This is a genomic window from Pseudomonas fluorescens HK44, from assembly GCF_000217955.3.
GTDB lineage: Bacteria > Pseudomonadota > Gammaproteobacteria > Pseudomonadales > Pseudomonadaceae > Aquipseudomonas > Aquipseudomonas fluorescens_AQ.
In genome coordinates this window covers 1-12,823 of the sequence record NZ_AFOY02000017.1, presented here as the reverse complement: position 1 = coordinate 12,823, position 12,823 = coordinate 1, and the positions used below count along the sequence as shown (strand labels likewise).

Annotated in this window: 9 protein-coding genes; 5 read left to right on the top strand and 4 right to left on the bottom strand. The window is 54.5% G+C overall.

The annotated features are described in order from the left end of the window. Nucleotides 1–23: 23 nt before the first annotated feature. The 3 genes from HK44_RS20855 to treP form a co-directional block, all read right to left on the bottom strand. Entirely contained in the window at nt 24–1,247 is a 1,224-nt protein-coding gene (locus HK44_RS20855) for a maltoporin (RefSeq protein ID WP_024265105.1), read from the bottom strand. A gap of 95 nt (nt 1,248–1,342) precedes the next feature. Next, nucleotides 1,343–2,992, bottom strand: a complete 1,650-nt coding sequence (gene treC, locus HK44_RS20850) for an alpha,alpha-phosphotrehalase (RefSeq protein ID WP_019693436.1) — start codon at nt 2,990–2,992, stop codon at nt 1,343–1,345. A 192-nt stretch (nt 2,993–3,184) separates the two neighbouring features. Next, nucleotides 3,185–4,627, bottom strand: coding sequence for a PTS system trehalose-specific EIIBC component (gene treP, locus HK44_RS20845; RefSeq protein ID WP_019693437.1), 1,443 nt, complete (start codon nt 4,625–4,627; stop codon nt 3,185–3,187). Nucleotides 4,628–4,848: 221 nt separating this feature from the next. Between treP and treR the strand changes: the two genes are divergently transcribed. After that, a complete protein-coding gene (treR, locus tag HK44_RS20840) occupies nt 4,849–5,553 on the top strand; it encodes a trehalose operon repressor (RefSeq protein ID WP_019693438.1) in 705 nt (234 codons plus the stop codon). A gap of 151 nt (nt 5,554–5,704) precedes the next feature. After that, on the top strand, nt 5,705–8,683 hold the full coding sequence (locus HK44_RS20835; RefSeq protein ID WP_024265104.1) for a membrane-targeted effector domain-containing toxin: 2,979 nt from the start codon (nt 5,705–5,707) through the stop codon (nt 8,681–8,683). A gap of 170 nt (nt 8,684–8,853) precedes the next feature. On the opposite strand, the gene HK44_RS20830 is transcribed toward HK44_RS20835, so the two are convergent. After that, nucleotides 8,854–9,054, bottom strand: coding sequence for a hypothetical protein (locus HK44_RS20830; RefSeq protein ID WP_019693440.1), 201 nt, complete (start codon nt 9,052–9,054; stop codon nt 8,854–8,856). Between the two features lie 616 nt (nt 9,055–9,670). On the opposite strand from HK44_RS20830, the gene HK44_RS20825 reads away from it, so the two are divergent. The 3 genes from HK44_RS20825 to tnpB form a co-directional block, all read left to right on the top strand. After that, entirely contained in the window at nt 9,671–11,035 is a 1,365-nt protein-coding gene (locus HK44_RS20825; RefSeq protein ID WP_019693442.1) for an AAA family ATPase, read from the top strand. Continuing rightward, nucleotides 11,032–12,357 carry a GGDEF domain-containing protein gene (locus HK44_RS20820; RefSeq protein WP_080690665.1) on the top strand — a complete coding sequence of 442 codons (1,326 nt, stop codon included), beginning with the start codon at nt 11,032–11,034 and terminating at the stop codon, nt 12,355–12,357. Before HK44_RS20825 ends, HK44_RS20820 begins: the two co-directional genes overlap by 4 nt. Nucleotides 12,358–12,681: 324 nt before the next feature. After that, the coding region (gene tnpB, locus HK44_RS20815) for an IS66 family insertion sequence element accessory protein TnpB (protein ID WP_019689103.1) at nt 12,682–12,823 on the top strand (142 nt) is incomplete at its 3' end.

Genomic DNA, 12,823 nt, shown 5'->3' with positions numbered 1-12,823 from the left:
AGCGCGAGCCCCGACAGCATCGCTTATTTCCACCAGTACTCGACCTGCAATCCGACGTTCGCGCCATGCAGTGCCGTGCCGAACGCGCCGGTATCGGACAACGCCGAACCTTGTGCCAGTTCATTGGCCGCGCGCTTGGCCGCCTCGTTCCAGCTGGCATAGGTGTAATACAAACGCACCTCGGGACGTTCCCAGAACCCCGGACCTTTGGGCGACCAGGTCGGGGCAAAGGTGAACTTGCTCAGCTTGCGCGTACCGCCCGGGGCCTCGACCTGATCGTGCCCCAGCTCAGTCACCAGTTTGAATTGATCGGTGATCGCATACGCCGGACGAATGCCGAGGGAAATCCAGTTCTGGCCGTTACCGTCAGGGCGGATGTCCTTCTGATAGACCGCTTCGACCTGGCCACCAAAACGCGGTGTCACTTGCCAGTCGAAAAACTCCACCAGCCGGTAGCTCTTGTTGCTGTCGTCCAACCCCACATCGCCGGTGTAGCCCAAACCGGTGCCGGGCCCTTCGCCGTATTGCAGCGCCAGTTTGTTCTTGCCGCCCAAAAAGTCTTTTTGCACATGTTGAGCGGTGATCGCCCAGCCTGCATGCGTGTCGCGACGGTCGGGCTTGTCGATGTAGCTCAGGCCAAACTCCAGCTCACCACCAGGGTTGGTATCAAAACCTGAAACGTTGAAATCCTGCCGGGTCACGTAGTCCTTCTGGTACAGGTTGTCCTTGCGCGAAAACGCGTAGCTGTATTTCAGGTCGCCAATCTTCACGTCCTCGATACCGCCGCCCGTGGCGCTCTGGTTCCAGTAGTAGAAGTCGGAAATGTGGATGTCGTTTCGTTTGTAGTAGCGCCGACCGGCCCACAGCGAACCGCCATTGAGGCTCGGCAGGTTCGACCATTGCGCATACATCTGCGGCATTCGCACCGAGCCGTTGTCACCCTGGAACGTCAGGTTGCGGTCGTACTGGTTGTACAGCGAAGCCATGCCATCGACGCTGAGCACCGAGCCGTCATCGAGGGTCAGCAGGTTCTGACGCAATTCCAGCTCCGCGTACTGTTCGCACTCGTTACCCAAGCGGTACTTCGACTCTGCGCCGGGCAGTTTGAAGCACGATTGCGAGCCGCCATTGACCGTGGTCCCGACGCCGCTGCGCAGGTAGCCGGCGAACTCCAGAGCGTGGGCCGAGAACGGCAACACCAGGCACACGCACGACGCTGCAAGGCTGCGATTTATTGTTGTTTTCAAGAGCCACCCCATTATTTTTATTGTGCTCATCCGGCAAAACCCGCGCGCAAAAAGCCCCCGCGCAGTGCCCTGCGAGTTGTTTGAAAGCGTGTTGTTTAGTGGTCGGTCAGGTGCAGAACGAACGACTCGTAGGGCCGCAGGAACAGCTGCCGCTTGCGCACCTCACCGTCCGGGTAGTTGCTGATCACCAGGCGTTGCACCATGCCGTCGGTGATCACCTGTTCCGGCAGCTCGACTTCACACGCCGTGCCATAGAAGTTATTCACCACCAACAGCCGCTCGCCGCAGCCTTCACGCAGGTACGCCCAGACCTGTTTGTGCGTGGGCAAGAGCTGGCGATACATGCCGTCCTGGATCAGCGGTTCGCTGCGGCGCAAGGCAATCAGCCGGCGATAGTGGTGCAGCACCGAAGTCGTGTCGTCGAGCTGGTTTTCGACGTTGATCCGCGTGGCATTGGCCGGCACGCCGATCCACGGCTCGCTGCTGCTGAAACCGGCATTGGGTTGCGCGCTCCACTGCATGGGAGTGCGACTGTTGTCGCGGGACTTTTGCATGATTGCGGCCATGCTCGATGCCTCGGACTCGCCCGCCTCGCGCTTGAGACGATAGATGTTCAGGGTTTCGACATCCCGGTACTGCTCGATGCGCTCGAAGCCCGGGTTGGTCATGCCCAACTCTTCACCCTGATAGATGAACGGGGTGCCCTGCAAAAAGTGCAGCGCGGTGCCGAGCATCTTCGCCGAGACCACCCGATGTTCGCCGTCATCGCCAAACCGCGACACCACGCGCGGCTGATCGTGGTTACACCAGAACAGCGCATTCCAGCCACCACCGGCCTGCATCCCGGTCTGCCAGTCGGAAAGGATGCGCTTGAGTTCGAGGAAGTCGAAATCGGCGCGCACCCATTTCTGCTGGTTGGGGTAATCGACTTTCAGGTGATGGAAATTGAAGGTCATCGACAGCTCTTTCGAGTCCGGTCGCGAATAGCGGATGCAGTGCTCAAGGCTGGTGGAAGACATCTCGCCGACGTTGATCAGGTCATGGCCTTCGAACACTTCGCGGTGCATTTCCTGCAAATACTCGTGCACGTTCGGGCCGTCGGTGTAGAAGCGTCGGCCATCGGTGTTGTCTTCGGGGAAGTCCGCCGGTTTGGAGATCAGGTTGATCACGTCCAGACGGAAACCACCCACGCCTTTGTCACGCCAGAAGCGCATCAGCTTGAAGACTTCCGCGCGCACCTGCGGGTTGTCCCAGTTCAGGTCGGCCTGGGTGTGGTCGAACAAGTGCAAAAAGTACTGCCCGGTTTGCGCCTCGTACTCCCAGGCCGAACCGCCGAACTTGGACTCCCAGTTGTTCGGTTGATCGCGCCAGATGTAGAAGTCACGGTGCGGGTTATCGAGGCTGCTGCGCGCTTGCTGGAACCAGGTGTGCTCGATGGAGGTGTGGTTGACCACGATATCGAGCATCAGCTTGATCCCGCGCTTGCCGGCCTCGGCAATCAACAGCTCGCAATCGGCCATGGTCCCGTAGCTCGGGTCGATAGCGTAGTAGTCGCTGATGTCGTAGCCGTTGTCGCGTTGCGGCGACCGCAGGAACGGGGTGATCCACAGGCAGTCGACACCCAGCCATTGCAGGTAATCGAGCTTGGCCACCACCCCGAGCAAATCGCCCGTGGGGTTGCCGGCGTGGCTGTGAAAACTCTTCGGGTAGATCTGGTAGATCACCGAACGCTGCCAGTCTTGCATGGCGGATTCCTTCAATGAATTTATGCGCTGAGCATTGTTCTTTTGTGGCGAGGGAGCTTGCTCCCGCTGGGCCGCGAAGCGGCCCCAAAAACGTGTAAATGCATTTAGCCAAGCACACCGCATCCGCCGGTTTTACGACTGCTTCGCAGCCGAACGGGAGCAAGCTCCCTCGCCACAGGTGTGCTCAGCCTGTTAAGCCACTCGATATCCCGCTCGAACGATTTTCATGCTCAAGCCACAGGTCAACACGAACGGCACGACCATGGCGATGACCATCCCGACCACGAACATCGGAATGAACTGCGGGATGATCGAGATGAAACCGGGCAAGCCGCCGACACCGATCGCCGAGGCCTGAACCTTGTTCAGCGACAGGAACATGCAGCCCAGCGCCGAGCCCATCAACGCGGCGTAGAACGGAAACTTGTAGCGCAGGTTGACGCCGAACATCGCAGGTTCCGTGATGCCGAAATAGGCGGAAATCGCCGAGGTCGAGGCCATGCTTTTATCCCGCGCACTGCGGGTCATGTAGAACACCCCGAGCGCCGCGCTGCCTTGTGCAAGGTTGGACATGACAATCATCGGCCAGATAAACGTGCCGCCCTGGGTCGAGATCAACTGCAAATCCACCGCGAGGAACATGTGGTGCATGCCGGTGATCACCAGCGGCGCATACAGCAGACCGAAAATAGCCCCGCCGACCATCGGCGCCAGGTCGAACAAGGTCACCACGCCTTCGGTGATCAGAATCCCCAGGTGACGGGTCACCGGACCGATCACCGCCAGCGCCAACACCCCGGTCACGACGATGGTGGTGATTGGCACGACCAACAGTTGAATGGCATTCGGCACGCGTGCCCGCAGCCATTTTTCAATGACGCTCATGACGTAGGCGGCCATCAGGATCGGCAGGATCTGGCCCTGATAGCCAACCTTCTCGATCTTGAACCAGCCGAAAATATCGAAGTACGGCAGGCTCTGGCCATCCAGCCCGGCCACCGCTTTGCCGTAGTTCCAGGCGTTCAGCAGGTCCGGGTGAACCAGCATCAGGCCGAGCACGATGCCGAGGATTTCACTGCCGCCAAAACGCTTGGCCGCCGACCAGCCGACCAGCGCCGGGAGGAACACGAACGAGGTGTTGGCCATCAGATTGATCAGGCTCCAGACACCGTCCAGCGTCGGGTAGGCCTCAAGCAGGGTCTTGCCTTCGATGAACATGCCTTTGGCGCCGATCAGGTTGTTCACGCCCATCAGCAGGCCGGCAATGATCAGTGCCGGCAGAATCGGCATGAACACATCGGAGAACACCCGCACCAGACGCTGCATGGCATTGGTCTTGTCGGCGCCCTTTTGTTTCACATCGGCGATGGTCGAAGCAGCGAGACCGGTCTGCTCGCGCAGTGCGGCGTAGACCTTCTCGACCTCGCCGGGACCGATGACCACCTGAAACAGGCCACCGGTGAAAAACGAACCTTTGACCAGGTCGATCTGGTTCAGCGTCGCGCTGTCGACCCGCTGCGGGTCTTTGAGGGCCAGACGCAGACGCGTAACGCAATGCGCGGCCTGTTCGAGGTTGTCAGCGCCACCGAGGCTATGAAGCAGCTCGCTGGCGATAGTCGCGTAATCGTGGCTCATGCTTTTTCATCCACCGTGTTTTTTGTTGTTGGCAGCATGCCGAAGCGAAAAGTACTCGTCTGTACGAGTTATTGCAATAACTCGTACAGACGAGTTTGAATTTGTTTAATCACAAGCCGACCAGTGGCCCTATTTCCCACGGGTGAGGATTTCAACGCTAAATGGACAAACCCCACCTCTGCCCTTAAGGTTCCTGCCTTGAGCACAACGCAGCCATCCCTATGAGCAAATACAACCAGATCTACAGCGATCTGCTTGCCAGCATCACCACCGAACGTCTGGAACGCGGCGCCCGGTTGCCTTCCGAAACCGAATTGATGGACAGCTACCAGGCCAGTCGCGGCACCGTGCGCAAGGCTATCGAACTGCTTCAGGAACGCGGCTTCGCCCAGAAAATCCACGGTAAAGGCACGTTCGTACTGTCGACCAACCCGATCGAATTCCAGCTCGGCGGTATCGTCAGTTTTCAGGAAACCTACCCAAGGCTGGGCAACGACGTCAGCACCGAGGTGGTGGAGTTCGAGCAGATCCCCCTGCAAGGCGCCTTGCTCGAACACCTGAAAGCCGAAGAAGGCAGCCTGATCACGCGGATCAAGCGCGTACGGCGAATCGATGGCAAAAGGGTCATCCTGGACATCAACCACTTTGTCGCCGAGCTCATTCCGGGGCTGAACCGCGAGATCGCCGAGCACTCGATCTACGCCTTCATCGAGCAGACCCTGCAACTGCAAATCGCCTACGCCCAACGCACCATCGAAGCGGTGCCGCGCAGCAAGGATGACCAGCAGCACCTGGACCTCGACGGCCAGAGCCATGTGATCGTGGTCAGCAACCAGACCTTTTTGCAGGATGGTCGCCAGTTCGAATACACCGAATCACGGCATACCCTGGACAAGTTCTACTTTTCGGATGTGGCGCGGCGCTGACTCGGCGCCTGCAGCCAAGTTCGAAGACACTCTTTTCTTACAGGGTTCGTCGATCAAGACCAAAACCCGATAGCTCCCGCTCCTACAGATTCAAACGGGTCTGGTTGTCATAGTTCCTCGTCTCTTACCCCCATTTCTCAAGGAGCGAGAAGTGCACACGCCTGAATCAATTTCCCCGTCCCTCCTCCCGAACCCAGCCGACGAGCGATCTCTAAAAGCACTGGTAGTGCCTTTTACCGAGGCCTGCCCCGACATGCATGCGATGGCCCACGAAGTTGCAAAGGGCATACTCGACAAACACGGAATCACAGGCATCGACCCGGACAAGGTCTGGTGGCACCGTTTCGATAACGTATCGGTCAGCAGCCCCAAGGCTTTTCTGGGCTGGGAGCGTTATCCGAAACCCAGTGAGTCGTTGACCTTGCCGCAACTGGTCGTCCAGCGATTCCGCCTCAGCGATCAGGAAGACCCTGGCATGCCGGACGGCGACGGCGGCTTCTATAACGAAGGCCCGCACGCCTCCATTTTCAACGAAACCAACGAAGTGCGAATGTACCCCAGGGACGTCTTGAAGGACTTCTGGGCCCTCAACTTCAGCCAGTCCTACCGAGAAAAAATGGAGCGTTTCTGGCCACTCCATTCGGACGACTTCCGTACCCTGGCCAAACTCAATTTCCTGGTGCAGGCACTCGACGAACACGATGGGGCTCGGCTGAACAACGAAAACCTCAAGACCGTGATCAAAGCCGTGGCCGGCAATGTCTCCTGGCCGGTCAGCCTCGACATGCTGCAAACGCAGGCACACCCTGTGGACGGGTTACGTGTGTGTGCCCTGGATATCGGGGGTTATCAGGCCACCGACATCCTCTGCATTACCGACCGCAACGGCGTGAACATTCTTTACACACCAGGTGAAACCCAAACATTTCACATCTTCACCACCCTGCTCGATTTCCATTGGTGGCTACTGCTGCAAAACAACTTTGCGGAAAACCGGGCGCGATTCATGAGCCATTTTCCGTTGTCCGCCCAACAGCAGGACAACGGCAAAATCGGTCTGAACGCCACGATCGACCTGCTCTACACCACATGGGGCGCCTACGACCATCACCTGATCAACCAAAACGCCGAGCCGATTACCGGCGATGTTTTCAGCTGGTTGCGAGACTCGGTGAAGGCTCGCATGTACAGCGATGCGGACCTGTCCCTGCATTCCAACGGACAACTGCGAAAAAAGCTGTGGATTGGCTATCTGAACGCGTTTGTTCACCTCTTCGGCTCCATGGCCGGTCTTGGCTGGCCGGTGGCACTGGCTGCCGTTGGCGCCGGCATTGCCGATATGGGGTTGAACATTGACCAGGCGATCAACGGCAGTACCAAGGCCGAGCGCAAGGCGGGAGTCGTTGGGGCCATCTCCAGCGGTATCGAAACCCTGTTCAACCTGCCTTTCCTGCGTGGCGCAACGGAGCTTGCCGAAGTAGGTGAAGCCAGCGAAACCTTCAGTCCACAGGAAAGCGTCACCGAACCTGTCGATGAAGGACCCACCCACCCTTCAGGCATACCCCCCATTGCCCGATTCGCCCCCGGCCCGGCCTATGCGGAGCAAGGCGCGGAGCTGCTCTCATCCTTCGAAACCAATGAAGTGCTGGATGGCTTGTCGCCCATCAGCGAGGAAGGCAAGTTCGCCGGTATTTATCAGCCGCCAAGCGGCGGCAACTATGTGCTAATCAACGACAGTTATTACCTTGTACGCTACGTCGAGGCATTGAAAACCTGGGTCATCATTGACCCGGCCAACCCCTACTCGTTTTATCGCAGCCTGCCCGTTCGCCTGGACGCGGCCGGAGAATGGCAACCCATCAACCGTCCGGGCCTGTTCGGCGGTGGCAAATTCGATGGGTTATGGCCGTGGGGCCGTGATAGCACACCGCTGCCGGACATCGACAGCCCGCCCAGCGCATACGATATGCCGCAGGCCTCGCGCGAACAGCTCAAAGAGCTCGCCCGAGGGGCTGGAAGCAAATACGACCTCAAAGACTACACCGCCAGCCTGCCCAAGCCTGACGGCAGTAATCCCGTTGCCGACTTCAAGGCCATGCGGCAAACCCTATACCGGGACGCTACGGCTTTCTTCGAATCAAACACTCTGCCAGCCAGGCCCGAGATCCCTTCCCTGCCAGCCCACCTGCCCAGCAAGGACATCATCAAGAAACTGTATCGCCTGATATCGGGGCTGGTGGTGGGTGAGAGCCATTCAAGCGTTGCCAGCAAACAGTTCCTGATCGAAAACATGGAGGTGCTGAGCAAACAAAAGGTCAAGACGCTCTACATGGAGCATTTGCTGAGCGACTTCCATCAGGCCGACCTGGACATCTTCAACCGGACGGGCACCTTGTCCGAAGATCTCGAGAGCTACCTGAGAACTCAGGATCGAGGGCACGGCACCGACCCCAGTGGTCAGTTCACGTTTCTGGAAGTGGTCAAGGCCGCCCGCAAAAGCCATATCCGGATCCAGGCCATCGATTGCATGGCCAGCTACAGGAGCACGGGAATGACCGGTGTCGAAAGTAACTTTCGCCAGCGGATGATGAATTTCTTTGCCCACGAGACCATCAGCGCCGATCAGGCTGCCCGAGGTGCTCATCGCTGGGTTGCATTGATGGGAGACAGTCACGCCAGCACATGGGAAGGCGTGCCGGGTGTCAGCGAACTGGAGGGAGGCATCAGTTTGCGCATAGAAAGCACCGATGCCGGTACGGCGAGGGGCATCGAAGTGGACCCGGGGCGTATTCCAACCGATAACTTCGGCCGGCCGCTGGCCAGCGTCAAAGGTGATCTGCGCCTGCAACTGGATACACCGCCCAGTGTTGCGCTGGCCGAAAATCTGGAAAAAGGTCTGCGCAATACCGGTGATTACACGGTGATGAATATCGATAAACGGGCCACGCTCATTCATCGCAGCAGCGACGGCTCTATCGTTCGCACACTGATACAGCGCGACCATGGCTCGTTCTACGTTGAGCGCCCCACATGGCCGGCCATCAGTGGCCGACGCTACCCCAACATTGCGGAGTTCTCGGCGGCATTAAGGCTCATTGGGCTCAAACAGGTCCAGGTGGCGGGCACCTGATACGCAAAAGGCCCCGTGAACTCGCGTTCACGGGGCCTTTCAGGTGTTACGGACGATCAGTTAAAACCGGGATCACTCCCACTCGATTGTAAACAATAGATAAAAACCCATGAATATCATTGACTTATGGCACGAAATTCTCTCAATGCCATGAAATGTGCCATATCCTGTTATGTAGACGATAGCTTGCGCTCTGCATCGGCAAGACTCCACCCCTCATCCTGCCCGAACGCCTTGGCCATCTGTCGCAATAGGATGGCCAGCTCGGCCGAGTCGCCGTTACGGCGCACTTCAATCAGCAGCTCGGCCGCATAGTCCGGATCGGCGTGAAACTGCTCGGCCATTGCCTCGTCGTGTGGTCGGCCTTTCATCTGGTGCCATCCTCTTTGTTGAGCGGGCGGTACAAGGTTACACGATACACGCCCAGGAGCGCCGCGACTTCGGTTGTCGTTTACCCCCCTCCGCTATCCGCCGCAGCATAGATTATAAGTTGCGTAATTGCATGGACTTGACCACCCATTTGCATTGCCACGGACCAGTCAATTGCATTCGTGCTGACCAACCGTTTGCATTCGACTTGACCAGCACACGCGGAGCGACGACTTGCAGAGAACGGCCAGAAGCGGATGTTTAAGAAGCCCATTTAAGCCAATAATGGAAGTTGAATAAGTAGCATTTACCTATAGGAACCTTGTGGTTTCGCTCATTTTCACGGCTTTCGCAGGAACAGCTGAAGAGCAAATTGGTAAGATTCAACAGCATTTGCTGGGGGCGCGCATGGCTTCCGAATTGCTGGCAAAAAACGACAGACGACTCGAAACGAGCGTCGTAGGCCTTGACCAATAATCAGCATTGGAAACACCGAGAAATAGACCCAGTGGCGGCAAATTGATAGCATCAGGATTGCAGGCAGTTCGGACATGCGACTTCTCACGTACATACTGCAACCGCACATGACAATAGCCAACATGACATGGACGAAAAGAAATGCGCCTAACACAAATCGAGATAAGTAAATTATTTGGAATATTTGATCATACAATTCCATTGTCGAATAATGGTAATGTGACAATCATTCATGGGGCAAACGGCGTTGGCAAAACCATGTTGCTAAAAATGGTTGCCTCATTAATAAGCGGGAAAATCGCCATATTCGAAAAAGTACCTTTTCATGAATTTAAAGCCACTCGTGAAGATGGGACAACTATAACAATTACCAAGCAAGCCAACCAAAAAAGCAATCACGATAGAGCTAGCTCAAAATTAGAAATATCAATTACAGACCCACAGGGTGAACCTCTAGAGTGCGGGGGTAGTTTATTACAAGAGACGCCCTCTGAGCTTCTTGATTCAATTGACAACTTAATACCTGGACCCTACCATCGAAAACTTGGGGGGTGGTCGAAAGGCGGAAGAAAAATCTATTATATCAACGAAATAATAGAGCTATTCCCCTATATATCAAAACACTTGCCAGATAGTTTTAATGTTAATGTGTTTTCTCCATTTGTAACTGATATGGAGATTTTTTTTGTTGAAACAAAAAGACTTTATGCAGAGCGAGAGCAATCGGATCATAATACATTTAACGCTTTCGATGAGGATGATCAACCTAAGGAGGAAGACCTCCGCGTACATCAATATTCAGCCGACATTGTTACCCGTATCAAAACTGCCCTAGCTGATTATGCTAAACATTCCCAAGAGCGAGACAGGACCTTTCCAGCTAGGCTGGTAAAATTCGTAAGAGATGAAGAAAGCTCCCTATCGGAGAAAAGTATTCTCGCATCCATGTCAGAAATCGAACTGAAACGTCAACGCTTGGTTGCTCTTGGCTTCTTGGATAGCGAGACTGAACTTAGAGATATTAGTGAAGAAGATGTCCGCCGCTCGGCAGCCGCCCTAACTATATATGTAGACGACATCAAGCAAAAGCTTAATGTTTTTGATGTATTGTCGGATCGAGTTGGCCGACTAATGGATATCGTAAATGCTCGATTCAAATATAAGCGTCTAACTCTCAACAGAATTGAGGGATTTCGATTTAAATCGCTAAATGGCTCCCCCATTGACATTAGCGATCTTTCTTCTGGCGAACAGCACGAATTGGTTTTGCTCTATGAGCTGCTTTTTAGAGTTCCAAAAAATGGACTTGTGTTAGTTGACGAACCAGAAATCTCACTGCATGTTGCATGGCAGGCTAGTTTCTTGGAAGACCTTATGGGGATTCTAAATCTTACCGAATCCTACGGGATAGTCGCTACACACTCGCCAGTGCTAATAGGTAATCACTGGGATTTAACAAAAGAACTGTTTGGCCCCAGCGTTGAAGAAGTGATGGGGCGGCGATGAGAGAATATATCGACATACCTGTGCTAGTTAATTTAGTAAGTATGATAAGAAGCGAGACGGCCGGTGCGATCCTATTGGTTGACCATGAGCCTGAGGGGCGTTTCTATGATTCTTTAGTTCATAAAAATGCCCGAGTCATACCCAGTCCCGCCATGGCAATAGAAATATTATCCTCTGCAACACGGAGAGGTGTCTCCGGATTAGCAGCGGCGGTTAGAAGTGCAAGAGTTGCCGCAGATTTAGCCTCATTTCAATTTTCTCCTTCACTGGGAGATACTTCTTCTTTACTAATTTGCTCATCTAATTTTGAGCGCGCTATCACAAATGCGACTGGTCGAACTTGGTACCAGTGTTGTGAAAAAGAGATAGGTTCACTCGCAATTCGTTGTGTGGCACTTGCATGCGCTCTAGAGCGCGTAGCTACTGCAACGCTCTCCCCGCTCAATACAGGGAGTGTGTTAAATTTAATCGATTGGAATCTGCTAGCGTTACTTGAAGATTCTATTGTAAATGTTACAAGCATTGAAGCCCTTAGGAAAATACAATTATTATTTGAGGAGGATAGTAGAAAAACGCTTCGAGAACTCCTGCTTCACTGCGATGGAGAACTTGCGATGAGTGTAGTCGCAACAGCTATCCAGCGCTATCGGCCACATGGGTTAAGTCCAGACTCCGTTGTATCAAGCGTCGAACTATCCAAAATGCTTGAGCTAAGTTATGCGCTTGAAAACATCGAAGATGACCCTGTTTTCTGGAAGATGAGAAAGTGGGAGCGAAGCAATCCAAAGTATAACTTATTACGGCAGTGGCGAACATTAGACCCATTCAAATTGGTGTGGGATCAAAGATACTGGGAAGTCGACTTGAAGTCCCTGCTAAGCCTTGGAGAAGCGGGAGGCGGGCTTAGTTTAATTAAGCTGGATCTTGATAACTTTAAGAATGTGAACACACGTCTGGGCCACGGAGGTGGCGACGAGGCTATAAAAATTGCAAGTCGGATAATTTCCTCCGTTTGTTATGGGGCCGGCGAAGTGTATCGCCGCGGTGGTGATGAATTTGTCATTATTGCGCCGGAACTCAGAGGAAATGAAGCAGAACGATTGTCTGAAAAAATCAGAACTGAAATCGAGTCCGTTTTCTTGGCTTGGGGAGATAGCAACAATTTGGAGACTTGCCCAACAGCAAGTATTGGTGTAGTTGACGCCGACTATGGTGTTTGTTTTGACGAGCTGACTAGAGCTGCTGATCAAGCTCAGCAGCTTGCAAAAGACAGCGGAAAAAACATCTCGATTTATAAAAGACTAATAATTCAGACGGATTGAGAATTACGAAAAAACTGCTATCTCGGGACCAGTTTCGTAGCGTCATTTTTGACCTAAGCCGGCAAATCATAACGTACACTGTAAGCTAGTATCTGTTAGAGCGCTTGATGGAACAACAGAAGTCAGTGGTTCTCATCTCAGCGCCCCTTAATCTTCCTACCCTATGAGGTCGGGTGACTGAAGAGATCACCCGCCCCCATGGTTCCGTAGACAGCTATCAACGTCTACTCTTGATTATTCGTAACCGCTCCACGAACCCCACATTCAAAGCCGCGATTTGATGCCTGATGCTGTGCTCCCGATCTCTTTCAGAAGCCAGCGGCCATGATGCGTCCCGATGCCAAAGTTGAAAAAGTGTACCTCTACCCTAAACCCGTAGACTTTCGAAAATCCATTGACGGCCTAGCCGCACTGGTGGAGCTGGATATCAAAGTGGCGGTGTTCGATCCGGTGCTTTTCGTCTTTC